At 38.9% G+C, this 24,854-nt stretch carries 29 protein-coding genes, 2 tRNA genes and 1 riboswitch; of the genes, 15 read left to right on the top strand and 16 right to left on the bottom strand.

All coding sequences use genetic code 11. The features are described 5' to 3' along the window. Positions 1–126 precede the first annotated feature (126 nt). Entirely contained in the window at positions 127–744 is a 618-nt protein-coding gene (locus HJG58_RS07080; RefSeq protein ID WP_170248383.1) for an L-threonylcarbamoyladenylate synthase, read from the bottom strand. 90 nt (positions 745–834) lie between these two features. Then, the gene (locus HJG58_RS07075) at positions 835–1,497 is read right to left on the bottom strand and encodes an elongation factor P hydroxylase (protein ID WP_171545249.1); all 663 of its coding nucleotides are present in this window, start codon (positions 1,495–1,497) and stop codon (positions 835–837) included. A gap of 96 nt (positions 1,498–1,593) precedes the next feature. Here HJG58_RS07075 and HJG58_RS07070 point away from each other — a divergent pair, with 96 nt between their 5' ends. The 6 genes from HJG58_RS07070 (at position 1,594) to lysM (ending at position 5,264) form a co-directional block, all read left to right on the top strand. Next, positions 1,594–2,154, top strand: coding sequence for a YceD family protein (locus HJG58_RS07070; protein WP_002120393.1), 561 nt, complete (start codon positions 1,594–1,596; stop codon positions 2,152–2,154). A 74-nt stretch (positions 2,155–2,228) separates the two neighbouring features. Further along, positions 2,229–2,414: a 50S ribosomal protein L32 gene (gene rpmF / locus HJG58_RS07065; protein WP_000290730.1), complete on the top strand. Its 186-nt coding sequence runs from the start codon at positions 2,229–2,231 to the stop codon at positions 2,412–2,414. Positions 2,415–2,565: 151 nt separating this feature from the next. Next, complete coding sequence (fabD, locus tag HJG58_RS07060) at positions 2,566–3,552, top strand: ACP S-malonyltransferase (RefSeq protein WP_170248382.1); 987 nt, start codon at positions 2,566–2,568, stop codon at positions 3,550–3,552. Then, a complete protein-coding gene (gene fabG, locus HJG58_RS07055) occupies positions 3,549–4,283 on the top strand; it encodes a 3-oxoacyl-ACP reductase FabG (RefSeq protein WP_002120395.1) in 735 nt (244 codons plus the stop codon). Before fabD ends, fabG begins: the two co-directional genes overlap by 4 nt. An 84-nt stretch (positions 4,284–4,367) precedes the next feature. Beyond that, positions 4,368–4,604, top strand: a complete 237-nt coding sequence (gene acpP / locus HJG58_RS07050; protein WP_001279871.1) for an acyl carrier protein — start codon at positions 4,368–4,370, stop codon at positions 4,602–4,604. A 186-nt stretch (positions 4,605–4,790) separates the two neighbouring features. After that, positions 4,791–5,264 (top strand): peptidoglycan-binding protein LysM, encoded by a 474-nt coding sequence (gene lysM, locus HJG58_RS07045; protein ID WP_086266037.1) that lies wholly within the window; start codon positions 4,791–4,793, stop codon positions 5,262–5,264. A 44-nt stretch (positions 5,265–5,308) separates the two neighbouring features. Here the strand turns inward: lysM and HJG58_RS07040 are convergent, their stop codons facing one another. Further along, on the bottom strand, positions 5,309–6,076 hold the full coding sequence (locus tag HJG58_RS07040) for a hydroxymethylpyrimidine/phosphomethylpyrimidine kinase (protein ID WP_170248381.1): 768 nt from the start codon (positions 6,074–6,076) through the stop codon (positions 5,309–5,311). 97 nt (positions 6,077–6,173) lie between these two features. On the opposite strand from HJG58_RS07040, the gene HJG58_RS07035 reads away from it, so the two are divergent. Then, positions 6,174–6,848, top strand: a complete 675-nt coding sequence (locus HJG58_RS07035; RefSeq protein ID WP_170248380.1) for an HAD-IA family hydrolase — start codon at positions 6,174–6,176, stop codon at positions 6,846–6,848. A 58-nt stretch (positions 6,849–6,906) separates the two neighbouring features. Here HJG58_RS07035 and ribB read toward each other — a convergent pair whose 3' ends face one another. Beyond that, a complete protein-coding gene (ribB, locus tag HJG58_RS07030; protein WP_005070969.1) occupies positions 6,907–7,566 on the bottom strand; it encodes a 3,4-dihydroxy-2-butanone-4-phosphate synthase in 660 nt (219 codons plus the stop codon). 91 nt (positions 7,567–7,657) lie between these two features. Then, positions 7,658–7,808: riboswitch (FMN riboswitch) on the bottom strand. A gap of 176 nt (positions 7,809–7,984) precedes the next feature. On the opposite strand from ribB, the gene HJG58_RS07025 reads away from it, so the two are divergent. After that, complete coding sequence (locus tag HJG58_RS07025; protein WP_170248379.1) at positions 7,985–9,769, top strand: DUF2157 domain-containing protein; 1,785 nt, start codon at positions 7,985–7,987, stop codon at positions 9,767–9,769. Beyond that, positions 9,766–10,317: a GDYXXLXY domain-containing protein gene (locus tag HJG58_RS07020; RefSeq protein WP_170248378.1), complete on the top strand. Its 552-nt coding sequence runs from the start codon at positions 9,766–9,768 to the stop codon at positions 10,315–10,317. The genes HJG58_RS07025 and HJG58_RS07020 overlap by 4 nt, the downstream gene beginning before the upstream one ends. Positions 10,318–10,372: 55 nt before the next feature. Here HJG58_RS07020 and panD read toward each other — a convergent pair whose 3' ends face one another. The 9 genes from panD to HJG58_RS06975 form a co-directional block, all read right to left on the bottom strand. Beyond that, positions 10,373–10,753 (bottom strand): aspartate 1-decarboxylase, encoded by a 381-nt coding sequence (panD, locus tag HJG58_RS07015; RefSeq protein ID WP_002120296.1) that lies wholly within the window; start codon positions 10,751–10,753, stop codon positions 10,373–10,375. A gap of 131 nt (positions 10,754–10,884) precedes the next feature. Further along, on the bottom strand, positions 10,885–11,466 hold the full coding sequence (gene pth, locus HJG58_RS07010; RefSeq protein ID WP_002120328.1) for an aminoacyl-tRNA hydrolase: 582 nt from the start codon (positions 11,464–11,466) through the stop codon (positions 10,885–10,887). A gap of 20 nt (positions 11,467–11,486) precedes the next feature. Then, positions 11,487–11,783 carry a 50S ribosomal protein L25 gene (gene rplY / locus HJG58_RS07005; RefSeq protein ID WP_002120443.1) on the bottom strand — a complete coding sequence of 99 codons (297 nt, stop codon included), beginning with the start codon at positions 11,781–11,783 and terminating at the stop codon, positions 11,487–11,489. Positions 11,784–11,879: 96 nt separating this feature from the next. Beyond that, positions 11,880–12,830 carry a ribose-phosphate pyrophosphokinase gene (locus tag HJG58_RS07000; RefSeq protein ID WP_002120445.1) on the bottom strand — a complete coding sequence of 317 codons (951 nt, stop codon included), beginning with the start codon at positions 12,828–12,830 and terminating at the stop codon, positions 11,880–11,882. Positions 12,831–12,866: 36 nt separating this feature from the next. Further along, a tRNA-Gln gene (locus tag HJG58_RS06995) sits at positions 12,867–12,941 on the bottom strand. A gap of 91 nt (positions 12,942–13,032) precedes the next feature. Then, positions 13,033–13,107 (bottom strand) — tRNA-Gln (locus tag HJG58_RS06990). After that, positions 13,106–13,939, bottom strand: a complete 834-nt coding sequence (gene ispE, locus HJG58_RS06985; RefSeq protein ID WP_032056901.1) for a 4-(cytidine 5'-diphospho)-2-C-methyl-D-erythritol kinase — start codon at positions 13,937–13,939, stop codon at positions 13,106–13,108. Before ispE ends, HJG58_RS06990 begins: the two co-directional genes overlap by 2 nt. A gap of 18 nt (positions 13,940–13,957) precedes the next feature. Beyond that, complete coding sequence (gene lolB / locus HJG58_RS06980; protein ID WP_151747681.1) at positions 13,958–14,536, bottom strand: lipoprotein insertase outer membrane protein LolB; 579 nt, start codon at positions 14,534–14,536, stop codon at positions 13,958–13,960. A 4-nt stretch (positions 14,537–14,540) separates the two neighbouring features. Then, positions 14,541–16,250 carry a tetratricopeptide repeat protein gene (locus tag HJG58_RS06975; RefSeq protein ID WP_216076537.1) on the bottom strand — a complete coding sequence of 570 codons (1,710 nt, stop codon included), beginning with the start codon at positions 16,248–16,250 and terminating at the stop codon, positions 14,541–14,543. Between the two features lie 88 nt (positions 16,251–16,338). Here HJG58_RS06975 and hemA point away from each other — a divergent pair, with 88 nt between their 5' ends. Next, positions 16,339–17,622 (top strand): glutamyl-tRNA reductase, encoded by a 1,284-nt coding sequence (gene hemA / locus HJG58_RS06970; protein ID WP_005803203.1) that lies wholly within the window; start codon positions 16,339–16,341, stop codon positions 17,620–17,622. Here the strand turns inward: hemA and HJG58_RS06965 are convergent. After that, entirely contained in the window at positions 17,619–19,487 is a 1,869-nt protein-coding gene (locus HJG58_RS06965) for a DNA primase (protein WP_170248377.1), read from the bottom strand. The two genes, hemA and HJG58_RS06965, sit on opposite strands and share 4 nt — an antisense overlap. Before the next feature lie 158 nt (positions 19,488–19,645). Then, positions 19,646–20,809, bottom strand: coding sequence for an outer membrane protein assembly factor BamD (locus tag HJG58_RS06960; protein WP_170248376.1), 1,164 nt, complete (start codon positions 20,807–20,809; stop codon positions 19,646–19,648). Between the two features lie 71 nt (positions 20,810–20,880). Here HJG58_RS06960 and rluD point away from each other — a divergent pair, with 71 nt between their 5' ends. The 3 genes from rluD to HJG58_RS06945 all read left to right on the top strand — a co-directional run bounded on the left by rluD (position 20,881) and on the right by HJG58_RS06945 (position 23,421). Beyond that, the gene (gene rluD, locus HJG58_RS06955) at positions 20,881–21,933 is read left to right on the top strand and encodes a 23S rRNA pseudouridine(1911/1915/1917) synthase RluD (protein ID WP_057076694.1); all 1,053 of its coding nucleotides are present in this window, start codon (positions 20,881–20,883) and stop codon (positions 21,931–21,933) included. A 10-nt stretch (positions 21,934–21,943) separates the two neighbouring features. Beyond that, on the top strand, positions 21,944–22,681 hold the full coding sequence (pgeF, locus tag HJG58_RS06950; protein WP_170248375.1) for a peptidoglycan editing factor PgeF: 738 nt from the start codon (positions 21,944–21,946) through the stop codon (positions 22,679–22,681). Positions 22,682–22,869: 188 nt separating this feature from the next. Then, positions 22,870–23,421: a flavodoxin family protein gene (locus HJG58_RS06945; protein ID WP_170248374.1), complete on the top strand. Its 552-nt coding sequence runs from the start codon at positions 22,870–22,872 to the stop codon at positions 23,419–23,421. A 49-nt stretch (positions 23,422–23,470) separates the two neighbouring features. Here HJG58_RS06945 and smpB read toward each other — a convergent pair whose 3' ends face one another. Next, a complete protein-coding gene (smpB, locus tag HJG58_RS06940; protein WP_002120348.1) occupies positions 23,471–23,947 on the bottom strand; it encodes an SsrA-binding protein SmpB in 477 nt (158 codons plus the stop codon). A gap of 134 nt (positions 23,948–24,081) precedes the next feature. Here smpB and coaD point away from each other — a divergent pair, with 134 nt between their 5' ends. Beyond that, complete coding sequence (gene coaD, locus HJG58_RS06935; RefSeq protein ID WP_005070938.1) at positions 24,082–24,573, top strand: pantetheine-phosphate adenylyltransferase; 492 nt, start codon at positions 24,082–24,084, stop codon at positions 24,571–24,573. A 1-nt stretch (position 24,574) separates the two neighbouring features. Then, positions 24,575–24,838 carry a YfhL family 4Fe-4S dicluster ferredoxin gene (locus HJG58_RS06930; RefSeq protein ID WP_086266024.1) on the top strand — a complete coding sequence of 88 codons (264 nt, stop codon included), beginning with the start codon at positions 24,575–24,577 and terminating at the stop codon, positions 24,836–24,838. Positions 24,839–24,854 lie beyond the last annotated feature (16 nt).

The raw sequence follows: 24,854 nt of genomic DNA, 5'->3' as shown, positions 1-24,854 counted from the left end.
TAAATGAATTGTGTCTTTTAATAAATTACTTAACGACTAAAGTGTAAAAAAAATCCAAAATAAATAAAGAGTATTTTTTTGAGTGATAATACTTTTTTTAAAACTATTGGTAAAAAATGTAAGTGCTTATTCAAAAGCACTTACGTTGCCAACACCACGACGGATAATTTCAGGATGTTCACCCGATAAATCAACAATACTTGTACTTGTTAGAGTTCCGAAACCTCCATCAATAAATACATCAATTCGTTTATCTAACTGATTTTCAATATCGTAAGGGTCATCTAGAGGATCTTCTTGACCTGGTAAAATTAATGTACTGGTAAGTAGAGGTTCACCAAGTTCTTTTAATAAAGCCTGACAAATTGGGTTACTCGGAATACGTAAGCCAATTGTTTTCTTTTTAGGGTGCATCAATCTACGAGGAACTTCACTTGTTGCAGGTAAAATGAACGTAGTAATAGCCGGTGTATTCGCTTTCAATAAACGATATGTCGCATTATCAACTTTTGCATAAGTTGCAATATCAGATAAGTCACAGCACATAATGGCGTATTGATGTTTAGGCCCTAAACCACGAATCTGTGCAATACGTTCCATGGCATTTTTATTACCGATTTGACACCCAATCGCATAGGCAGCATCGGTAGGGTAGACCACAACATCTCCTGCTCGGATACGTTCAACCGCTTGGGCAATGAGGCGTTGCTGTGGATTTTCAGGATGTACATGTAAATGCATCATATTTTAGAGACTCCATCAGGCCAGTGTTAAAAATAATTATTAGGCTTTTTAAATGGCCTAGGCAAGTAATTAACGTAGCTTTTTTGTCAATTAATCAAGGAGTTCACGTTTAAATTCATTTAATTGTAAAGATGTTCCCGAACGTGTACATTGGCAAATAAAACCAATAAATGCTGATGCATCACGTGGCAACTTGGCTTCACCCGAAAAGTAACGTTGCACTTGAGCATAAACGTTATCTTTAAATAGTTTGCCATCACCGCTATCACCTGTAAGGTTATCGAGTGAAACTCTAAATTTTCGACCAAAAGATTGTGCAAATAACCATTCAATTGCTTGAGGCTTAATTTCTACTTGTTCAAATAAAATTTGCTGTTCTTGGGTGCGACCATCAGGTGCATACCAATAACCTAAATCTGGTAATAGACGTCTTTTTTCGCCTGCAATAGACCAATGACTAATTTCATGCAAAGCACTATTAAAGAAACCGTGAGCAAATTGGATCTTGGCTGGTTCTTTATTTGTCGCTGGGAAATATTCAGGTTCAAAATCACCACGAACTAATGTCACATTATGGTGGGAAAACCAGTGATTAAAGTGTAAAATAAGCCAATCAACTTGCTCAGACTCCGATTTTGAGCTTGACCATGGTGAGAGTTGCACTAGGTCAGGTACAAGAGTGTTCTGATGAGTTGAATGGGTGCAAACGAGTAATGAAGTGTTAACTTCAGGTTGCGGCTGCAACAGGTGCATTGCTTAATTTACCCCGAGTTCTGTCTAAAGAAGTGCAAAATTGTATCTTAATCTTTGACAGAGTACCGATGAATTTGTAGAATTGCCGCCTTAATTATGTCAGCAAATACCTTTCCGGCACAGATTGAGCCGTTTAAATGGGCTGAACAAGGCTTTACATGGTCAGGTCAACTGCCCTTGTCTCGCTTTGCTCGTATCGCTCGTGAAGCTGTTGGATCAATTGATAACCAATTGATCAACATAGACTGTAAGCTATCAATGGATGCATATCATCGCATTGTGTGGATGGACGGTCACATGGACACGAAAGTTCCAATGGAGTGCCAACGTTGTTTGGAACCTGTTGAAATGCCTCTTGTCTTAGACTTCCATATTGCATTAGTGGATGATGAGTCACTGATAGAGCGCTTGGATGAGGATGCTGATTTCATCGTTTTAGGTGAAAGTGAGTCTTCGACGAAAGGCGATTATGATACGCCTGCCTCGATTAACTTACTCGCATTACTAGAAGATGAACTGTTATTGTTGATGCCTTTATCTCCCAAGCATGATGCTTGTGAACATAAACATCAACCTACCATTCAGAATGTTGTCGAAGAAAAACGGGATAATCCGTTTGATGTTTTGGCAGGTTTGAAGGGTAAACTTAACTCATAATTTGTGTTATAATTGTGAGATAAGACAACTGAATTTGTTCTGATCCATTTTTTCGATCTTTGTAAGGAGCCATCATGGCCGTTCAGCAAAACCGTAAAAGTCGCTCTCGCCGTGACATGCGCCGTTCACATGACGCTTTAACCGAGAATGCATTAACAGTAGACCAAGCAACTGGTGAAACTCATCGTCGTCACCACGTGACTAAAGACGGTTTCTACCGTGGTCGTCAATTATTCGCTAAAGCAGCTGATGCTGAATAATTGCATGATATGCATTAAGCGTGATGCTTAAGTATAGAAAAAATGGGAGCGAAAGCTCCCTTTTTTTGTTGTTTTTCGCAATTATAAATATATAAATAACATGTTAAATTTCCGCTCCAGAAATGAGTGAAAACCCAAAAAAGGATTTCTTATGTCTGCTAAACGTCTTGAACAAGTAGCTTTAGCCACAAAAACTGCGTTTGTGTTTCCTGGTCAAGGTTCACAAAAAGTCGGTATGCTTGCTGAACTAGCAGAACAGTTTAGTGGGGTCGGGCAAACTTTTGCAGAAGCTTCAGATGCTCTTGGATTTGATCTTTGGCATATTGCGCAAAGTGGCGAAGGTCTTGACCAAACAGAAAATACCCAACCTGTGTTATTAACTGCCAGTATCGCTTTATGGCGTGTATGGCTTGATTTAGGTGGTCTGGCACCTAAATTCCTTGCAGGACATTCACTAGGTGAATACAGTGCATTGGTAGCTGCAGGCTCTATGAGCTTGGCGGATGCAGTTAAATTGGTTAACTTGCGTGGCAAACTCATGCAAAGTGCTGTACCTCAAGGTCAAGGGGCTATGGCTGCAATCCTTGGTTTGGCTGATGAAAAAGTGGTTGAACTTTGTCAAACCGTGAGTGCGTCAGGTGAAGGTTCTGTAGAAGCTGCAAACTATAATTCACAAGGTCAAGTTGTGATTGCAGGAAGTACAGCTTCTGTACAAGAAGTCATGGCTTTGGCAAAAGAGCAGTCAGCTAAAGCAATTGCTTTACCAGTGTCAGTTCCTTCTCATTGTTCGTTGATGAAACCTGCCGCTGAGAAATTTGCAGAAGCTTTGGAACAAACTGCCATTGAGCTACCTACCATTCCTGTAATACAAAATGTCAACGCGGGAATAGCTACCGATGTTGCTCAATTGCGTCAGGCATTAACTGCACAATTGTACCAATCAGTACAATGGACACGTACCATGCAGTCTCTACAAGACCAAGGTATTCAATACATTGTTGAATGTGGTCCAGGTACAGTATTGAGTAACCTCGCAAAGCGTTTACCAAATATTGAAAAAGCTTTTTCTATTGATAGTAAGAGCAAAATGGAAGATGCCCTAAATGCTGTTTTAGTGGCAGAAGGAAAAATTGCATGACACAAGAACGCAAAGTTGCATTAGTAACGGGCGCGAGTCGGGGTATTGGCGCTGCCATTGCCCAGCAACTTATTCAAGACGGTTATTTTGTTGTAGGTACTGCGACTTCTGAATCTGGTGCACAAAAGTTAAGTGATAGCTTTGGTGAACAAGGTGCAGGTTTGGCGCTCGACGTGCGTAATCTCGACGAGATTGAAGCAGTCGTTTCTCATATTGAACAGAACTATGGTCCTGTACTTGTTCTAGTGAACAATGCAGGTATTACGAAAGACAATTTGTTGCTTCGTATGTCTGAAGATGATTGGGATGACATTCTCAACATTCACCTTAAAGCAGTTTATCGTTTATCTAAACGTGTGCTTAAGGGTATGACGAAGGCACGTTTTGGTCGAATTATTAATATCAGTTCTGTTGTAGCTCATTTTGCAAACCCAGGCCAAGCGAACTATTCTGCTGCTAAAGCAGGTATTGAAGCATTCAGCCGTAGCCTTGCAAAAGAGATGGGTAGCCGCCAAATTACTGTAAATAGTGTGGCGCCAGGTTTTATTGCAACAGAAATGACAGATGCACTTAGTGAAGACATTCGCAAAAAAATGAGTGATCAAGTGGCTTTAAATCGTTTAGGTGAGCCACAAGATATCGCAAATGCGGTGAGTTTCCTTGCAAGTGATAAAGCAGGTTACATTACCGGTACGGTATTACATGTAAATGGTGGTTTATACATGGCCTAACGCCGATGTATAAACTTTTAAAAATTTTTATATTCAATTAAACTAGTGGCAAATTAAACGCCACAAGCAATGAGGAGAATTCCTGTGAGCGATATCGAACAACGCGTTAAACAAGCGGTTGCAGAACAACTTGGTCTTAAAGCTGAAGAGATTAAAAACGAAGCATCTTTTATGGATGACTTAGGTGCTGACTCTTTAGATTTAGTTGAACTTGTTATGTCTTTCGAAAACGACTTCGACATCACTATCCCTGATGAAGATTCTAACGAAATCACTACAGTTCAATCTGCAATTGACTATGTAACTAAAAAACTTGGTTAATTCGCATATTGCTGAATAAAAAGAAGGCCACCGTAAGGTGGCTTTTTTTATTTTAGAAAAAATTTAAGAGATACATAATTTTACAAGATCAACCTCAATTGATAGCAGAGGCATAACTTTTTTGAAGTATAACAATAAGGGTCAGTTTAATGACTTTACTATAAACAATAATATGAGGACTAAAAGATGGGTCTTTTTGATTTTGTAAAAGGTATTGGCAAGAAAAATACCGCACCAGCAGAACCACAACCAGCTCCGGCAACACCAGCAGAACCTTCTGCACAAGAAGTTGCAAATAAATTATTAGGTTTAATTAAGAGTTTAGGCTTAGGGGTAGACGGCTTATCTGTAACCTATAACGGTACTACTGATACCGCAATTATCAAAGGACAGGTAAAAAGCCAAGCAGATAAAGAGAAAATTATTCTTATTGTTGGAAATATTGATCATGTTGCGCAAGTAGATGATCAGATGACAGTGGCAACTCCTGAACCAGAAAGCAAATTTTATACTGTGAAATCTGGTGATAATCTTTCAAAAATTGCTAAAGAATTTTACGGTGATGCAAATCAGTATCCAAAAATCTTTGAAGCAAATAAACCAATGCTAAAAGATCCAGATGAGATTTTCCCAGGACAAGTTTTACGTATTCCTCAATAATTGCGGTTAATAAAAAAGGCGCTTAAAGCGCCTTTTTTGTGTTTTTAAAAACGCTTTGGAATCTTTTGTCCATTTTGTACAGGGGCTTCTGCATTTTTTAAAACACCGAATAACCATGTTTCAGCATGTTGTACAGCAATTTTTAAAGAATCACCTAAAGCTAAGCGCCCTGCGATAAAGCTCGCTAAAGAACAACCTGAGCCATGATATTCACCTTCAAGGCGAGGACAGCTACTACTCGCTGCAAGCTCACCATTAATATACAAACTATTTTTAATATGATCTGGAGTATCTTCGTGTCCACCTTTAACTAGAACAGCTTTAGCACCCATTTCAAAGAGCTTTTGAGTGGCTTGATCTAAATTAGTAATACCTGTTAAAGCCCTTAATTCAACGGTATTTGGAGTAATAATTGTGGCTAGAGGAATAAGCTCAACAAAAGCTTTAACGAGAGTTGCCTGATCACCTAAAGAGCCGCCACTGTTTGCGACTAAAACAGGATCAAGTACATATTGATAGTCAGGGTGAGCACGTAAAAATTCAGCTAGTGCAGCAATATTATCTGTCGTACCTAGCATGCCAGACTTAACACATTTAATGGGTAAGTCACCTACAACTGCATTTGCTTGTGCTAATAAAAGTTCTTTTGAGGTTGCTTCAAAGCCAAATACTTGTTGTGAGTTCTGAATGGTGAGGGCAGTACATGCAATTGCTGCATGGGCTCCACTTTGTCCAATTGCTTCGATATCGGCTTGTAAACCTGCACCACCTGAAGGGTCTAAACCCGAGAAACAAAGTACGGTTGAACGCACGGTTATTTCCTTTTCAATTTAAATTTACGTTAGTATAAGAGAGTTTGATTAAACTCTCGACCAATTGAATTAAATACTTTACTGGGTTAGTGATTGAATGGCTATAAAACATATTTTGATTGATTTAGACGGAACCTTAACAGACCCAAAAGTTGGAATCCATACTTCAATTCGCTATGCAATGGAGAAATTAGGCTATCCATTGGCTGCCGATTTAAATATTGACTGGACAATTGGCCCACCATTAAAGCCATCACTAGCAAAATTATTGGCTACTCAAGATGATACTTTAGCTGAACAAGCTTTACTTGCTTATCGCGAGCGTTTTTCGGTGGTTGGCCTGTTTGAAAATGAAGTATATCCATCTGTTGCAAAAACACTTAGCGCATTAAAAAAAGAAGGATATCGGCTATTTGTTGCAACTGCTAAACCAACGATTTATGCCAAACGTATCTTGGACCATTTTGAATTAAGCCAATATTTTGTACATATCTATGGGAGTGAGTTAACGGGGGAGCGCACTAATAAAGCTGAACTCATTCATTATATTCTTGAGCATGAGCAATTAAACCCAGAAGAGTGTTTAATGGTCGGCGACCGCCAATATGATATTCTGGGTGCTCGTCATAATGGTATTGAGGCAGTAGCAGTATCTTATGGTTATGGAACACCAGAGGAACTTGCTCAAGCCCAACCAAAAGCAATGATTACGCAATTTTCTGAGCTTTTGGACTATGTTGAAGAACTGGCAGCACAAAAGAAAGTTTCTTAAATATTATTAAATTTTAATTTGAAGGTTTGGCTTTGATCTAAAGCCAAACCTTTTTTATTTAAATACCGTGTTGTTGGCGGTATTGAACAAGTTCTTCAATCGTAATCACCGTTAAGTGATGAGTTTGAGCATATGCTAAAACCTGAATGCCCGAAGCCATCGTGCCATCTGGATTGGTTAATTCACATAATACGCCAGCCGGTTTAAGCCCTGCTAGTCTCGCTAGATCAATTGTTCCCTCAGTATGACCACGACGAGTAAGGACTCCACCATTACGTGCACGTAATGGGAAAACGTGACCCGGGCGATTTAAGTCACTTGCCACAGCGCCATCTTTAATAGCAGTTTGAATAGTTGTTACACGGTCTTTAGCAGAAACACCAGTGGTAACGCCTTGAGCTGCCTCAATGGTCACTGTAAAAGCGGTATGAAACTGGCTTGAGTTTTGAGAAACCATCGGAGGAAGTTCTAGGTGATCTGCTAGCTCTTCTGTAAGGCATAAACATACAATACCTGAGCCATCGCGAATCATCCGTGCCATTGTTTCTACCGTTAAAGTTTCGGCTGCAACGATGAGATCTGCTTCATTTTCACGATCAAAGTCATCCATAACCAAAACAGGTTTGCCTTGACGGATATCTTCTAAAGCTTGTTGAATGCGTTGTTCAGCAGGAGAGAGGGCTGAGAAAAAAAGTTCTGGTTGAATTAAGCTAGACATAATGAAACGCTCTCGTAAAAAATACGGTTGAACATTTCAGGACTGATGTAAAAACAGGCTGGTACTGAAATAAAACGGATTTATCCCAGTTCGTCGTCTTCTTTCATCCGGACTATACCGTCGGCTTTGGAGTTTCACCAAATCTGCTCAAATTACACAATTTAAGCTCGTGGGCTTGTTAATCTATTTATAAAAATTAACTTTACCACCGGTGGGGAATTACACCCCGCCCTGAAGCGATGAGTTTTATTATAGCGCGCTTGATAAAATTGGCTAGATGCTTTTATAGAATGCTAAGTTTCTTTATGAATAAGCATTTTCATAAATCGAAATAGGCTTTTTAACAAGAGCTTACTTGTTGATATGAAAATGGAATGCTATGTTTTTTATAGAAAATTATAAATACAATAGGTGTTTCATGCAGATAAGAGATGATTACCCTCTTACCAATAGCTTATTTATTCAGCACCTCCATATTTTCAGTTATGTATTTATGGCGGTAAGTATTCTGTATTTAATTGCTGCTAACTGGTTGATGCTTCCACACAGTATTCAACTCGCTATCCCGCCAGTTATCTTGTTTGTGACAGCATGGTTTAGCATAAAAGATACTGTAAGTGATGGGGTTAGGCAGACCTTACATAGCGTTTGTGGTTTGATGATAGGTTTAAGCTTGGCTGTAATTGGACAAGTTTATCAAACTGGTGCAGACAGTTATTTGCTTTTTTTAATTTGGACATTGCTTTTACTACCGTGGTTATACAGGCCAAATATTGGAATCTTTGCTTTAATTTGTATTACTAGTCAACTTACACTTTTTTTATTTTTTAAACAGACTTTTTGGTCAGAAAAGTTTCCTTATTTATATCTATTCGCTCTAAATTTATTAAGCCTTATCGAGTTTTGGGTATGCATAAAGAAATATCGTGCATTAAGATTTATTTTCACCGCTTGGTTCGCCGTTATTTCGATTATTGGAATGGTTCAATATTTATCGAATGAGAATATTCCTTATCTAATTTCTGCTTTCTTTTCAGGAATAGTCGCTTTTTATTATTTCTTCAAAAAAGATGATCAGCTATGTGCCAGTTTGATGGCTGCTGTTCTAGGCGTGACCGCAACCATATGGCTTGTAGATGGGATTAATAACTTATTTAAAGATTCTAATGAGTTCATTTTTTTATTGATTGCAGGCATTATTTTTATTTGGTTTGCGCTGATTAGCTGTGTTTTGATAAAAATTTTTCGTCAAAGTCGCTTTTATATCATTCCATTGGCAATTGGTGCTTGGCTTGCTGGTTTAGCACTTGCAGCTTTTACACTCGTGTTTTGGGAGACTATTTCTTTAGTTATTGGAGTTGTTTTTGTTGGATTGGCGTTTATTTTTTTAAAGAAATCAAAAGGCTATTTCTTTCGTCAATTTGCATATTGCTTATTTATCAGTGGGCAGACTGCTTTCTTATTTCATCTTGGTTCAGAAACAGACCAAATTCTATGGGTTTTAATTGCTCAGATTTTTATTCTATGTATTAGTTATTTCCTTAAACCTCATTGGTTCTTCATTTTAATTCAAATGCTTGCTACGTATGGCATAGCTTTTATCTATTTGCTACAACTGGACCATTCATTGTGGTCACAACATTCTACTCAGACTTATTTAAATTTAACTTTGCTCAGTTACTTGGGTTTTAGTTTGGTGCTCTTACCTAAGAGAAAATCAATAGCTCTATATGAGCGTAGTATTTTTTTATGTGTGCTGGTCGTAATAGTAGTAGCTTCATTTTTTGATACTTTTATAGGTTTAGCTCTAGAAAGTTCGGTAGATCAGCAGTTATGGGTTTTATATTTGCTGCCTAGTGTCTGGCTACTTTGCTTTAGTGGTTTTCATTTATATAGGCAACTGCAGGGAGTCACTTTTTTCGCCTTTTTTATTTTTGGCGTGTTACTTATTGTATTGGGATATTTTGAAATTTTCATCCTGTTTATTATTTTAACGTGGGCATTAAAAAAGAAAGATTATATTGTGTATGGAGTGAGCTTAATTGTATTCGTTTTTGTGTTCTGGCAGCTCTATTACAACCTACAAATAACTTTCCTCGCTAAGAGTACATCAATTTTTATTACTGGCGTTCTTCTATTGGTTCTGTCATGGTTACTTCAACATGAAAATAAAAATGAGATTGTTAAGGGGGAGAAAGAATGAAAAAGTATTTTTCTCTTATTCTTGCCTTGATCACGTTATTATTTTTTGCAGGTTTAGTGGCGAAAAATGAATGGCATTTGCACCATAGTAAAAGTATTTTCATTGAGCTTAAGCCAGTTGATCCTCGTTCAATTTTACAAGGTGATTATATGGCATTGGCTTATGAATTAAATTTACAATCTCTTAAAGCTCTTGTTGGAAGTGAAGGTGAGGCTCTGGAACAGGTGATTTTTAATCGTCCTTCCGTTCCCGCAAAAGTTATTTTGGATTCACAAAATCGCGTAGTTCGTACCATTTTAGATATCAATAATTCATTGGCTGGACAGAGGTTAATTTTAAAAAATCCTGAAAATCGTTTGCAGGCTTTATATCCTGCCTCTCGCAGTTTCTTGTTTGCAGAAGGCTTGGCTCAATGTTATGAAAAAGCCAAATATGCTGAATTTAAGGTAAATCCTAAAGGAGAGGCGATACTGTTCGAATTACGAGGAGAACAGCTTCAACCATTAAATTGTGAAAAACAAAAGAACTGGTGGGAAGGAGCGATTTAGGATTTATAAAATGATAAAAGCCCGTCAATGCGGGCTTTTTTATTCTTGGAATAATTTAGGCAACTTGAACAGGAATGCAATTCGCTGTGTGGTTGACTGTATTATTTGGGTTAGCATATACCAAACGTGGTTTATGAATATTTGCTTCAGCTTCAGTAAAATCACCAAATGTAGCAATAATTACTAAATCGCCAACGTCTGCTTGATGTGCAGCACCGCCGTTTACTGAAATAATTCCAGAGTTATCTTCACCACGAATCGCATAAGTTGTGAAGCGTTTGCCATTGGTTACATTCCAAACATGAATTTCTTCATATTCACGAATACCAGCTAAGTCCATCAATACGCCATCAATTGCACAAGAACCTTCATAGTGAAGTTCAGCATGGGTTACAACTGCACGGTGAATTTTGCATTTTAATAAACGAGATAGCATGGCTAGCGTCTCCTGAGTAGACCTAAGATGTAGATCTTATGGTGAAATCTTTAGCTTTTGCGGTTGGCAAAGTGGCTGATGGGCATTTTGCTCCTAAAAAAGCAAGATAGCAAGCATGATTGTTCAACAATTTAAGTGGGTTTATATGCATTAATTTGATTCATGGCCTGTGGAACTTGTCCTTGAACAAGTAGCTTCACTTTAGAAAGGGCATGATCAATTGCTGCATCCATCAGACTTTGTTCACTACTTGGTGCTTTTCCAAGTACGTGACCTGAAACTTTCTCTTTCGAGCCAGGATGTCCGATACCAATACGTAAACGGTGAAAATTTGGACCAATATGAGGGACAATGTCACGTAAACCGTTATGACCACCGTGTCCACCGCCTGTTTTAAGACGAATTACACCTGGGTTCATGTCAAGTTCATCATGAGCAATCAAAATTGCTTCGGGAGCAATTTGATAAAATTTTGCAAATGGAACTACACTTTGTCCAGAACGGTTCATAAATGTAGTGGGTAGAAGTAGACGGACATCGTGTCCTTCTATATTACCACGTCCACTGATTCCGTGAAATTTCGGATCATTTTTTAATGTAATGCCATATTTATCAGCAAGCTGTTCAATGAACCAAAAACCTGCATTATGGCGGGTTTGGGCATATTCTGAACCAGGATTGCCCAAACCAACAATTAGCGAAATATTTGACACTAATCTACGCCTTTAAACACTTATGCGCGTTTGAAGTCAGCGTGCATAGGAGTGTTTTTAGATGGGTGACGTTGTAACGCTTGGATTTTAACGTTTTCAACTTTGTCGCCCACTTTGATTTCTACAACTTCTTCAAAGAAAGCATTGCTTTCTAAAGCTTTTACAAGCTCACGAAGTTCTAAAGTAACAGTTACAGGCTCAGCGTTGCCACCATAAATGATAGCTGGAATTAAAGCTTCGCGACGAAGGCGGCGGCTCGCACCTTTCCCTTGTTTGTCTTCAGCACGCGCTTGAGCGTTTAATACGAAGTTTGCCATGAGTAAATCCTCATTAAAGTTTAAAAGACTAAACTTGCGACCAGTTTAGTGATAGAAAACCCCAGCCAAGGCTAGGGTTTATAAAAAGCTGCAATATTATAAACTATCGAACATTGCACTGATAGACTCTTCGTTATTAATACGACGAATCGTTTCAGCAACCATGCTAGCAACAGAAACCTGACGGATCTTGCCTAAGGTCAATGCTTCTTCAGAAAGAGGAATGGTATCAGTCACAACCAGTTCATCAATAACTGAATTACGTAAGTTTTCAATAGCCTTACCTGATAGTACAGGGTGAGTTGCGTATGCAACTACACGACGTGCACCAAATTGCTTAAGCGCATCAGCTGCTTTACACAATGTACCAGCAGTATCAACCATATCGTCTACGATAACGCAATCACGATCTTTTACGTCACCAATTAAGTGCATAACTTGCGACTCGTTGGCTTTTTGACGACGTTTATCAATAATTGCTAAATCGATGTCACCCATCTGTTTGGCAACAGCACGAGCACGTACTACACCGCCAACGTCAGGAGAAACCACCATAAGGTTGTCATGTTGTTGTTGACGTAAGTCAGCAAGCAAAGCAGGAGTACCGTAGATGTTATCGACTGGAATATCGAAGAAACCTTGAATTTGGTCAGCATGTAAGTCGATCATCACAACACGGTCAATACCAACAGTGGTAAGCATGTCTGCAACAACTTTAGCTGTAATCGGCACACGTGCAGAACGTGGACGACGGTCTTGGCGAGCATAACCAAAATAAGGGATAACAGCGGTAATACGACCAGCACTTGCACGACGCAAAGCATCTGCCATAACCAAGATTTCCATAAGGTTATCATTGGTAGGGGCACAAGTAGGCTGAACGATAAATACGTCTTTACCACGAACATTTTCAGTAATTTCTACTGAAATTTCTCCATCAGAAAAGTGACCGACTGATGCAGCACCTAGAGGGATATGTAAGTGACTTACGACTTTTTGAGCGAACTGTGGATGAGCATTTCCACTAAAAACGACAAGATTGGGCATGAAGCACCCTTGGCGGTTGGTATGTAATGAAATAGATGGCAGGGGCGGCTGGATTCGAACCAACGGATGCCGAGATCAAAACCCGGTGCCTTACCACTTGGCGACGCCCCTAATGCGGCAGAACTTTAATATTTTTGCAATGCAATGTCAAGATTAATCAACAAAAAGCATAGCAATTAAGTCTGTCTTTAAAATAAGAGAATGGCAGGGGCGGCTGGATTCGAACCAACGGATGCCGAGATCAAAACCCGGTGCCTTACCACTTGGCGACGCCCCTAACGTGTAACTTTAAAATGATTAAGAGGAGATTCTTTTAAACTATTTACCAAGTAAGATTTACATGGTGAATGGTTAAGAATTTCGTCAATATTCATTTCATTTGTTACTTCAGTAAAAACACAAGCACCTGTACCTGTAAGCTTTGCTTGACCAAACTGATCTAAATATTGCATTGCTTCTTCTACTTTAGGGTATAACTGTCGAGCCAGTGGCTCAAAGTTATTTCCAAAATTAGAAGGCTCTAACTGATAGGCGCAAAATTTAGTGGTCTTAGAGTCTCTTGTCAATGTTTTTTGTGAAAAAAGCAATTGAGTGCTGATAAAACAATCAGGTTTTAAAATAATGAACTGTTTTTGATCTAAGTCTATGAATGATAAATGTTCACCGATGCCTTCGGCCCATGCGTTTTTACCATAAATAAAAATAGGAACATCAGCACCGAGCTTAACACCGTAGTCCGCAAGTTGTTCTTGCTCCAGACCACATTCCCATAATTGATTTAACACAATAAGCGTGGTGGCGGCATTGGAAGAACCACCGCCTAGACCTGCGCCCATTGGAATATTTTTTTCAATTTTGATGTGTACACCACAAAACTTTTTTGCATGTGGCTTTAGTATTTGCGCTGCCCGATAAATCAAATTTTCTTCAGGACGAATTTCACTTAACCCATCAATTTTGATTTCTTCATTTGAAGTCAGGGTAAATGTCATCCAGTCATATAAATCAATAAGTTGGAAAATGGTTTGTAGCTCATGGTAACCATTTTCGCGTCGGCCTGTAATATGTAAAAACAGGTTGAGCTTAGCAGGGGAAGGAACTCGAATCATAGATTTATATAATTAGACTTAGCGGTTTTGGATGACCATTGTAATACGGTTTTCTTTATCTTCAGCAAGAGCTTGCTTTAAAACCAGTTTGTTTGGCAAAGTTTGTTCACCATCGTAACTGAAATTAACCGTCCAGCCATCTTCAATGAGTTGGCTCACTCGATTTGCAGCGTCTTTCGTAATTTGAGCATTTAGCGTTGCTGGTTTTGCTAAAATCCAGCTCGTTAAGTGTGTAATCGGTGCTTGCCAACCCGTTGCACGTTCTAAAAGTTCTTCTGGAGAGGCAGCGGTAATAAGTCCTGTTTTAGAACTGTTTAAAGTTACTTCGCCTGGTTTACCCTGAATTTGGGTTTTTCCGACGCCTAAAATGCCGCTTAACTCGATATCAAAATTATCTTGCTGTTGAAGCCAAGTAAAAAAAGCACTACCGGTTTGTTGTGGTGTGCGGACTCCAATCTTACCTTGCAAATTAAAGTGTTTTTCATCTTGAACTTGTTGGGTAACCGCTGGCTTGGGTTGAGTAAAATGCTGACAACCGGTTAGAAATAATACACTTGATCCACAAATCGCTGTGCACAGTTGGGCAAATTTGCTCATATATTTAACTCTTTTTTGCAGATGTAGGTAAAATTAACGCATCAAGCTGTTGTAATTGTGGATCATTGGCATGTTTTTGTTTCAGTTGTTGTAACACTGCGCTAAATTGCGTGAGTGACCCTTGCATATACAAAGCTTTAGCATAACGAACGCCAATATTTATATTATGGCTAAGTTCATATGCTTTGCCTAAGGCTTCCGCCGCAGCTTCATAATCGTTCTGTAAAAATGCAATATAACCTAGCGTATCAAGGATTGAAGCTTGTTCAGGTGCATATTCTAATGCTTGCTCTGCATACTGACGTGCTTCTTTTAAACGACGGTTTTGCAGTGCCAGTGTATAAGCGTATGCATTTAGGTACGTTGGGCTGTTGGGCTCAAGTTGTAATAATTGTTTTAATGTTTTGTCCAGCTTGTCACGATCCGTATATGGATCAAGTAATAAAACTTCCGCATAAATCAGTTCCGGATCGTCGGGTAAGTTTTTAATTGCTTCATCTAATAGATTTAGTGCAGCTTTTTTATTTCCCATTTTCTTTAAGATTTCAGCTTGGGCTTGATATAAGAAACTTGCATGTTGAGGATAATTTACTCGTTCTTGAGTAAGGAACCGTAAAGCATCGTGTAAGTTTTCTTGTTTATCATATATTGCGATCAAATTTCGTCTCGATACCACATATAAACTGCCATCAACTAAACGATAGTAAGCTTTTGCAGTTTCATAATGCTGTTTACGCTCTGCATTAATGGCTAAGTAGTAATACGCTTCATTTTGATATTTTGCCGAGTTTCGTAGGTCAACAAGATATTGTTCCGCTTTGTCATATTGCTTTAAATCAATACTTGTTAAGCCTGCAATAAATAAGGCTTCTTCAGCTTTAGGGTTGGTTTCTATAATCTTTTCAAGTTTTTCTAACGCAAGCTGAGATTGGTTAATTTGTATGAGATAGCGGATTTCAGCTAATCGAATATCTAAATTTTTCTTATTTTTACGACTCGACTTTGCATACCATTTAAGCGCGCCTTCTTGATCGCTGAGAGCAATAAGTAAGTTTGCTTTCATTAAAATAAAGCTCGTTACTTTAGGACGTCGATGTAATGCTTTGTTAATGTTGGTTAGCGCAGTTTGTAATTGGCCATTTTGAGCTTCTAAATTGGCGATGAGTGCCAAAATAGAAGGATTGTCTTTTTCTGCGCTAGAACGTAAAGCTGTTAATAATACTTCTCGATCTTGCGCATTTTCTGGAGCAATGCTAGCTAAAATTTGTTCTAAATCGGCAGTGGGATCTATCTTTAAAATTTTATCTAATGTCTCAGCAGCAAGCTGATATTCGTGCGTTTTTAAAGCAATATGTGACAAATAAAATAAAGCTGGTACATCTTTAGGTTCTTGAGCTACCCAGTGTGTAGCAATATTTAACGCAGCTTGTAAATCATTATATTCAAGTGCAACGTCTAAAGCTCTCTGCTTAATTGATGTAGAGTTGCTTTTAATTGCGAGCACTGTGTAATTATGCAAAGCGTTTGGAATATCGTCATAAGCTAGAGCAAATTCAGCGACCATCGTTTGCTCTAGTGCCTGATCAAATGAATGCACGGCATAGGTCTCTTGCACAGGACGTGCATAGACATACGAGGACATGCTACCTAACAACAAGAATGTGGTAGAATACTGTCTTATCGAAGCACCGTTAAAATTAATACGGCTATTCATTTGACGCAATTTTTATTGATCCAAAGTAATGCTTTTTATGACACCGATGTTGCACAATAGCATAAATTTAGCGAAATGATGATCTGATATGTCTTTCTTTGCATTGGGTGTCAACCATCAAACAGCTTCTGTAGAACTCCGCGAACAAATTGCTTTCAATGCAGAGCGATTAAGTCGTTTGCTTGCCGAACAACGCCATCACCAAAACTTAAAGGATTTGGTGGTCGTCTCGACCTGTAACCGTACAGAAGTTTATGCCATGGCAGAAAACGCCGAAAGCCTTCTAAAATGGTTAGCCGATGCCAATAATATTGATGTAAAGCAGTTAATTCATCATGTTTATCGTTACGAGAATACGCAGGCGATTACACATTTAATGCGAGTGGCGAGTGGTCTAGACTCTCTCATGCTTGGTGAGCCACAAATTTTAGGGCAGGTCAAAAGCGCTTTGGCATTGTCTAAAGAAGCGCAAACGGTCTCTCCTGAATTAAATAGTGTTTTTGAATACGCTTTCTATGCAGCTAAACGGGTACGTTCCGAAACAGCGGTAGGTAGTCATGCTGTTTCAATGGGTTATGCGGTTGCACAACTGGCTTTACAGGTTTTTAGTAAGCCTGAAAAACTTACCGTAATGGTTGTTGCTGCGGGTGAAATGAATAGCTTGGTTGCTAAGCACTTGGCTGAAATGGGTGTCGCGAAGATTATTATTTGTAATCGTAGCCGTGAGCGTGCTGACCAGCTGGCTCAGGAGATTGCACATCAGGTTGAAGTTGAAATTATTGAGTTTTCAGCATTAGCAGAAAATTTATATCGTGCTGATGTCGTGTCGAGCTGTACTGGTAGTTTATATCAAGTTATTGCTTATTCTGATGTTAAGGCCGCATTGAAAAAACGTCGCTACCAACAAATGTTAATGGTTGATTTAGCGGTACCACGTGATATAGATCCTAAAGTTGAAGCACTTGATGGGGTCTATTTATATGGTGTTGATGATTTACAAAGTGTGATTGATGAGAACCTTGCCCAACGTCGTCAGGCGGCTGTTGAAGCAGAGGTCATGGTTAATCAATTAGCTACTCAGCTTATTACGCATCAAAAGGTTAAAGAGGCGGGTAGTACAATTCATGCTTACCGCCAGCACAGTGAAGAGATTAGTCAACAAGAGCTTACACATGCGTTAGAAGCTTTGCATCATGGTGAGAATGCCGAACAGGTGTTACAGCAATTTGCTCACCGTTTGACGCAAAAACTTATGCATCCCACATCTATCTTGTTACGTGAAGCTGCTAAAGCAGAAAATCCTGATTATTTTGAATGGTTACAACAGCATTTACAGGATGTATTTGATCATGAGCGTAAGCCAAAACATTAAGACAACAACTTTAAGCTAATTTGTTTTGTTAATTCATTCAATTGTTGTCTTAGATTTCTTGATTCAATTAAAGAAATCGGTGATTTCAGCTTCTGACGTAAATATCTTTCTTGCAGACTTAGCGAATATTCCTTAGCTAACTTGTCAGCTACCTCAGGTGCCTGTGTTAATGCCTGAATATTGGTTCTTTGCATAATATCGGCGATTTCATGACAGTAACTACTACAAGCACCAAGCACATAATAAGTTGCCAGCTCTTGGTCATCTGGTAAATCATCAAAAATACGATTTAAGATAGCCAGTACTTTGGCTAATAATTCATCTTGGTGAATATAAGCCCGTAATCCTTCAAAATGAATATAAAGAAAAGGATGATGCATTAAAATTGCAATCGCAAAGTCTTCATCTTTTGTATGGATGTTAAATGAGAGCGAGGCATCGTGGCTGATTTGTGGGGTAAAACGTTTACCTAGTCCGAGTTTTTCACGGAAAGATTGAGTAAGTAAGTAACGGAAAGAACCTTGTTTTGGCAATAACTCAGTGAGTTCTCTGAGTTCTCCCATGACTAAGCTTTTCCCTTCAGGCGTACTGATATCGTGTTGACCTGTTAAGTGCGCAAAAACGAAATCGGACAGAAGAGGAGCTTGTTGTAATAGTTTTTGGAAATTTTCGAGTCCTTCTCGACGGATGAGAGAGTCGGGGTCATGATCATTCGGTAGAACAAAAAATTTAAGTTCGCGACCATCATTGAGAAGGGGTAAAGCAATTTCTAAAGTTCTACGTGCAGCTTTTTGACCTGCTGTATCACCGTCAAAAGCAATCGTAATACGACTATTTTGTTTAAATAAAATATTAAGGTGTTCAGTATTACTTGCAGTCCCTAACGTTGCTACAGCTCCAGTAATGCCATATTGCTGAAGCGCAATGACATCCATATAGCCTTCAACCATTAACCAATCGCTAGATTTAAGCTTTCTACCTTCATAAAGTCCATAAAGTAGCTGATTTTTATGAAAGACTTCTGAGTCCGGCGAGTTAATGTACTTAGGTTTAATTTCGTCATTTAAGGCGCGCCCACCAAAACCAACTACTCGGCCTTTAGGGTCGCGAATTGGGAAAATGACACGATCACGTAATAAATCAAAATCACGACCATTATCGCTTGAGCGGATAAGTCCAAGTTGTTTTAAGCCGTCAATGTCATAAGGAAAAGCTTTTTCTAAGTGTTGCCAGTCTTCTGGAGCATAGCCTAAGCGCCAAAACTGAATCGTCTGATTGGTTAGTCCACGCTGTTTAAAGTAATTTTTGGCTTTTTGACTATGAGGTAATTGTTGTTCATAGAACTGCGCAACATTTTCCAGTAAGTCATATAAATTACCTTCTTGAACTGGCTCATCAAAGCTAAACGGCTGTTCGAACTGAGCAAAAGGGTCATCAAAAAATACAGGTTCAAGTGTGTTGTAGCTCTCATCACTTGGTTGTTGTGGAGTTACAGGCTCTGCCGCATTTGTTTTAGTAACGGGTGGCTTTGTAACCTGACGGGTATAAGATAGTTTTTTATTTTCAGTATTATCTTTAGGTAATTCAATTCCGGTACTGCTCGATAACTCTTTCATTACCTCAATAAAGTTTCGGTTATCAATATCCATAAGAAAACGGATTGCATTTCCGTTAGCCTGGCAACCAAAGCAGTGATAATACTGCTTGTCGCGATAAACATGGAATGATGGCGTTTTTTCTTGATGAAAAGGGCAACAGCCGGAATATGTACGTCCGGTTTTTTTCAATTTCACACGCTGACCAATCAGATCGACAATATCTGTGCGATCTAGAATTTGATCAATCGTATGTTGTGGAATTGCCATAATTCAGATAACCGTATTAAAACTTGATGAGACAGCGAGTCAGAATATTCTGACATGATGAATCGAGATATGCCCAATAAATATTTTAATATTTTATAAAAACAAACAGGCAAGTGATATCACTTGCCTGTTTGTTGATGTTTTTTTAAAGCTTAAACTTATTGAGCAGCGTTATCCGCACCTTGTGTTGCCTCATCTGATTGAACATCGGTTGAAGCTTCAGTAGAGGTGACAGCTGGCGCAACAGTTGTATTTTCTGCTGCTTGTGGTTCAGGTTTGTCTAATAAACCGAAGCTTAAACGGTTTGTCCAACTACGTTCAGACTTAGGAGCTTCAACAGGTGCTTGTTCTGGTGCTTCAGTTTCTTCTTTATCTGAATTACCAATTAAACCAAAGCTAACACGGTTGAGGAAACCACGTTTTGGAGCTTCTGCTTCAGTTGTGCTCTCTGGCGTTGCAGCAGTCGATTCACGACCAAAAATACCTAAAGTTGCACGGTTGATCCAGTTGCCTTCTTTACGAGCAGCACGCATGTTAACTGTGCCGTCTTTTTTCACAAGGCTTGGGTAATTAAGCTTTAAAACTTCAATATATTGTTGCGACGTAGCTTTATCACCTAACTTGTCATAGCTATATGCCAAAGTGGCTAAAGCTTCTGGAATTTGAGGTGTTTGTGGATAGTGTTCAATCACCCATTGCGAACGTTCTGCAGCGGCGATCCAAGCTTTACGTTTAACGTTGAAGCGGGCAGCAGTCATTTCATTTTCGGCAAGTTCTTGCCCAATGAATTTCATACGCTGAGCAGCATCAACAGAATATTGGCTACTTGGGAAACGACGAATTAAATCAACAAAGTTTTGATACGCAACTTTTAAATAACTCACATCACGATGTGACTGTTGCAAAGACGTATAGCGCAGCAAGCTGTCGTAGTTTTGCTCCATATTGGCAACAGCACGAACATAATAAGCATAATCCACATTTGGATGTTGAGGATTTAAACGAATAAAACGTTCTGCTAAGGCAATGGTGCCTTCATAATCTTTTTGTTTAAATTTCGAATATAGAAGTTCAAGTTGTGCTTGTTGAGCGTATTGTCCAGTCGGATAATAAGTATCGATTGCCTCTAAAGACTTGGTCGCATCAAGATATTGACCACGGTCAAGCGACTTTTGGGCCTTTTCGAAGTAAGCTTGTTCACTAGATTGAGGGCCAGTATCGACCACTTCTTTTTTACTTGGATTGCTGCTACAGCCCACAAATGCAGACGCTACGCCTAAAGATAAGGCAAGCATCGTAATTTTATAACGTGGTAGCGACATAAAAACTCCTCTGTTATGTTGGGCAATGAGCTACAATTGCGCTATTAAACCACTTTTATCTCAATGATCAAATGACTTCAGCACAATCTTCAAACACAAACTTCTCTGAAACCGACTTCAATTTACTTGAAGATTCTGAGGATGCAGATAACCATACTTCTGATACAACTGCAACACGTTTATCGTTGCAAGTTCAGCTAGATGAAACCTATCTGGGACAACGTATCGATCAGGTAGCAGCCTTGGTATGGAGCGAGTTTTCACGTGAAAAGCTCAAGCAATGGTTGAAAGATGGCCATCTGTTGGTGAATGGTAACATTGTCAAGCCTAAACACCGTTGTGAAGGAACTGAGCTGCTTACGCTCGAAGTAGAGCTCGAAGCCCAGACGACGAGTCAACCTGAAAATATTCCACTTAATATTGTCTATGAAGACGATGATATTTTAGTTATTAATAAGCCGGTAGGCATGGTGGTACATCCAGGAGCAGGCAATAGTTCTGGAACTTTAGTGAATGCTTTGCTTTACCACTTCCCAAAATTGGCAGAACTTTCGCGTGCTGGTTTAGTACACCGTATTGATAAAGATACCAGCGGTTTACTGGTTGTCGCTAAAAGCCTAGAAGCTCAATTTTCTTTAAGTAAACAATTGGCGAATAAATCGGTTTACCGTGTATATGACTTGATTGTTTATGGAAATATTATTGCTGGTGGTACGATTGATGAACCAATCAAACGCCATCCAGTTGATCGTGTAAAAATGGCAATTTTACCGGGTGGGCGAGATGCAGTAACTCACTACAATGTAAAAGAACGTTTTAAAGATTTTACCCGTGTACAAGCTCGCCTTGAAACAGGACGAACACATCAGATCCGTGTGCATTTTAGTTACATTGGTTATGGCTTAATTGGTGATCAGGTTTATATGAACCGTGTGCGTGTGCCAGCTGGTGCATCTGAGCTGCTCATTGAAACTTTACGTGGTTTTAAACGTCAGGCATTGCACGCAGCTAAATTGGGCTTAAAACACCCTCGTACTGGTGAAGAAATGCTATTTGAAGCGCCGTGGCCTGAAGATTTCACACATTTAGTGAATGTGTTACGTTCAGAAAACGCTGCATATTAAGGACGTGCATATGGAATTTGTTCAAGGTTTACCTCAAGGCGTATTTGTAGGGCAGACACGTGTTCAGCATCCTTTGGCATTGCCAACAGATCAGGTTGAGTTATCTGGCTTTAATCTGGCTTTACATGTCAAAGATGAGCCACAGCGTGTTCAACAGCATCGAATGATATTGTTAGATGAGTTTGCGAAATTTGGTGTTAAAAAAATGACATGGATGACCCAAACGCATAGTACGATTTGCCATACTGTAAATGAACAAATTCCTTTTAAAGCTTTAATCGGCGATGGTTTGGTCACCCAAACAAAAGGTCATGCTTTAATGATGATGACGGCTGATTGTTTACCTGTCGTTTTGGGAAATGCCGAAGGAACCGAAGTCGCTAATTTGCATGCCGGTTGGCGTGGTTTAGCAGGTGGCATTATTGAAAATACGGTTACGGCTATGCAAAATCCTCCAACTTGGGCATGGTTAGGAGCTGCAATTAGTCAACCTTGTTTTGAAATTGGGGCCGAAGTAAAAGCTGCCTTTTGTGATAAATATCCAGAGTTGGAAACAGCTTTTGTTGAGGGCGTGGCTCCAAATAAATTTCATGCAGACTTATATGCCATTGCACGCTTTATTTTGCAAAGTCTAGGTGTGCAAAAAGTCTTAGGTGGAGATCAATGCTCTTATCAACAGGATGAAGAGTATTTTTCTTATCGTCGTGATGCGAAGACAGGACGTATGGCTACGTTTGTTTTTATGTAAGTTTTGATCACCGTCTTAAATGACTCTCTTATTTTATATTCATTAGAATAAGAGAGTTTTTTATTTAATTTGAAAATATTTCTATAGTATGCGTTAGTGAAAGCCTTATATTTCATATTTATAGATGAAGGTTTAGCAAGCGTTAATAAAATGATAAAATAGAAAAAATCGCTAAAAATTTTAAACTTATGTCTTTGCCTGAAAAACATCTCTCTATTGTTTACCACAGTCCATATGGTCATACCGCGAAGGTAGCTTCCGCTATTGCTGCTGGTGCAGAGGTAATGGGGGTAAAAGTATATTTAATGAATATTGAACATATTGATTGGGATGCGCTTGATGCATCGCACGGTATTATTTTTGGTTCGCCTACTTATATGGGAAGTATGACTGCCGACTTTAAAAAGTTTATGGACAGTACTTCTAAACGTTGGAAAAATCGTTTATGGCAAGGCAAGCTTGCAGCTGGCTTTGCAAATTCAGGTGGATTGAGTGGCGATAAACTAGCGGTTTTACAACAATTAAATATTTTTGCGATGCAACATGGCATGCTTTGGTCCGGGTTACCTTTGATGACTACAGGTCATAGTGAAAAAGATTTAAATCGATTATCGAGTTGTTTGGGTTTAATGACGCAGTCAGATAATGCACCTGTTGAAATTACTCCTCCACAAGGCGATTTAGATACGGCTAAATGGTTTGGTGAATATCTTGCTGGACTCTTATATAGATTAAATTAATAAAATTCAAAATGTAAAAAAGCCTCTAAAGAAGAGGCTTTTTATTTAATTACTTATGAAATATACGAGCTTTATCACGCTGCCAATCGCGATCTTTTTCAGTCGCACGTTTATCGTGAAGCTGTTTACCTTTCACAAGCGCGATTTCAAGTTTAACCAAGTGACCTTTCCAGTAACATGCCAAAGGAACACATGAGTAACCTTTTTGGTTAACTGAACCTGTTAGCTTTTCTAGTTCTCGGCGCGATAATAATAATTTACGTGTACGTGTAGCTTCAGGTACTACATGAGTAGATGCTGAAAGGAGCGGTTGAATTTGTGCACCAAATAAAAACGCTTCACCATTCTTAAAAATGACATAACTTTCTGTCAAACTCATGCGACCAGCACGTAAAGACTTTACTTCCCAACCTAGTAAAGACATACCAGCTTCAAATTTTTCTTCGATAAAATAATCATGGCGGGCACGTTTGTTTTGTGCGATGGTTCCGCCATTATGTTTTTTCACTACTGTCGCTTTCGCCATAATTCAAACTTCCACAATTATGCCTATTGTGCCGTAAACTGATGCTAAGGTGAAGTTTTTCCTGCACGTCAATATTTCGCCTGATGTATAACTTTTGCTAAAATAGGTTCACAATACAATTAGAGTACTAGCGGATGTCTAAAACGCGTGTAATTTATCCTGGAACATTTGACCCCATCACGAATGGACACGTTGATTTAGTTACTAGAGCATCAAGAATGTTTGATGAGGTTGTAGTAGCAATTGCAATTGGACATCATAAAAACCCTTTGTTTAGTCTAGAAGAGAGAGTTGAACTGGCCCAAACTTCATTAAGCCATTTATCAAATGTTGAATTTGTCGGCTTTGATGGGCTGCTAGTTAATTTTTTCAAAGAGCAGAAGGCAACAGCAGTACTTCGTGGTTTAAGAGCAGTTTCTGATTTTGAATATGAATTTCAACTTGCCAATATGAACCGTCAACTTGACCCACATTTTGAAGCAGTATTTTTAACGCCATCTGAGCAGTATTCATTTATTTCTTCGACATTGATTCGGGAAATTGCTCGTTTAAAAGGGGATGTAACCAAGTTTGTTCCGCAAGCTGTGGTTGAGGCCTTTGAACGTAAACATCAACAAGGTTGGTAAAGTGTCGTTATATATCACCGATGAATGCATAAACTGTGATGTTTGTGAACCAGTTTGCCCAAATGAAGCTATTTTCATGGGTGAAGTGATTTACGAAATTCATCCAGATTTATGCACTGAATGCGTTGGTCATCATGACCAGCCGCAATGTCAGTTATTTTGTCCAGTAGACTGCATTCCTAAAGATCCGCAGCATGTGGAAACGGAAGAACAGCTATTAGACAAATATAAAAGATTAATTGCTCAAAAAAGCACAAGCAATTAGTAAATAAATTTGTTAA

This window comes from Acinetobacter geminorum (assembly GCF_013009345.1).
In the GTDB taxonomy this organism is placed as follows: Bacteria; Pseudomonadota; Gammaproteobacteria; order Pseudomonadales; family Moraxellaceae; genus Acinetobacter; species Acinetobacter geminorum.
This window is presented reverse-complemented; position numbering and strand designations above follow the sequence as displayed.

Bases quoted from the DNA above. Each gene is read 5' to 3' on its own strand.
- pgeF (WP_170248375.1), top strand. From the start codon at position 21,944: ATGGAATTTGTTCAAGGTTTACCTCAAGGCGTATTTGTAGGGCAGACA.
- HJG58_RS07035 (WP_170248380.1), top strand. From the start codon at position 6,174: ATGGCTATAAAACATATTTTGATTGATTTAGACGGAACCTTAACAGAC.
- rplY (WP_002120443.1), bottom strand. From the start codon at position 11,783: ATGGCAAACTTCGTATTAAACGCTCAAGCGCGTGCTGAAGACAAACAA.
- hemA (WP_005803203.1), top strand. From the start codon at position 16,339: ATGTCTTTCTTTGCATTGGGTGTCAACCATCAAACAGCTTCTGTAGAA.
- fabD (WP_170248382.1), top strand. From the start codon at position 2,566: ATGTCTGCTAAACGTCTTGAACAAGTAGCTTTAGCCACAAAAACTGCG.
- lysM (WP_086266037.1), top strand. From the start codon at position 4,791: ATGGGTCTTTTTGATTTTGTAAAAGGTATTGGCAAGAAAAATACCGCA.
- ispE (WP_032056901.1), bottom strand. From the start codon at position 13,939: ATGATTCGAGTTCCTTCCCCTGCTAAGCTCAACCTGTTTTTACATATT.
- HJG58_RS06965 (WP_170248377.1), bottom strand. From the start codon at position 19,487: ATGGCAATTCCACAACATACGATTGATCAAATTCTAGATCGCACAGAT.
- rpmF (WP_000290730.1), top strand. From the start codon at position 2,229: ATGGCCGTTCAGCAAAACCGTAAAAGTCGCTCTCGCCGTGACATGCGC.
- HJG58_RS07025 (WP_170248379.1), top strand. From the start codon at position 7,985: ATGCAGATAAGAGATGATTACCCTCTTACCAATAGCTTATTTATTCAG.
- ribB (WP_005070969.1), bottom strand. From the start codon at position 7,566: ATGTCTAGCTTAATTCAACCAGAACTTTTTTTCTCAGCCCTCTCTCCT.
- HJG58_RS06960 (WP_170248376.1), bottom strand. From the start codon at position 20,809: ATGTCGCTACCACGTTATAAAATTACGATGCTTGCCTTATCTTTAGGC.
- HJG58_RS06945 (WP_170248374.1), top strand. From the start codon at position 22,870: ATGTCTTTGCCTGAAAAACATCTCTCTATTGTTTACCACAGTCCATAT.
- coaD (WP_005070938.1), top strand. From the start codon at position 24,082: ATGTCTAAAACGCGTGTAATTTATCCTGGAACATTTGACCCCATCACG.
- HJG58_RS07000 (WP_002120445.1), bottom strand. From the start codon at position 12,830: ATGCCCAATCTTGTCGTTTTTAGTGGAAATGCTCATCCACAGTTCGCT.
- HJG58_RS07075 (WP_171545249.1), bottom strand. From the start codon at position 1,497: ATGCACCTGTTGCAGCCGCAACCTGAAGTTAACACTTCATTACTCGTT.
- rluD (WP_057076694.1), top strand. From the start codon at position 20,881: ATGACTTCAGCACAATCTTCAAACACAAACTTCTCTGAAACCGACTTC.
- HJG58_RS06975 (WP_216076537.1), bottom strand. From the start codon at position 16,250: ATGAATAGCCGTATTAATTTTAACGGTGCTTCGATAAGACAGTATTCT.
- HJG58_RS07020 (WP_170248378.1), top strand. From the start codon at position 9,766: ATGAAAAAGTATTTTTCTCTTATTCTTGCCTTGATCACGTTATTATTT.
- panD (WP_002120296.1), bottom strand. From the start codon at position 10,753: ATGCTATCTCGTTTATTAAAATGCAAAATTCACCGTGCAGTTGTAACC.
- smpB (WP_002120348.1), bottom strand. From the start codon at position 23,947: ATGGCGAAAGCGACAGTAGTGAAAAAACATAATGGCGGAACCATCGCA.
- HJG58_RS07070 (WP_002120393.1), top strand. From the start codon at position 1,594: ATGTCAGCAAATACCTTTCCGGCACAGATTGAGCCGTTTAAATGGGCT.
- fabG (WP_002120395.1), top strand. From the start codon at position 3,549: ATGACACAAGAACGCAAAGTTGCATTAGTAACGGGCGCGAGTCGGGGT.
- HJG58_RS07080 (WP_170248383.1), bottom strand. From the start codon at position 744: ATGATGCATTTACATGTACATCCTGAAAATCCACAGCAACGCCTCATT.
- lolB (WP_151747681.1), bottom strand. From the start codon at position 14,536: ATGAGCAAATTTGCCCAACTGTGCACAGCGATTTGTGGATCAAGTGTA.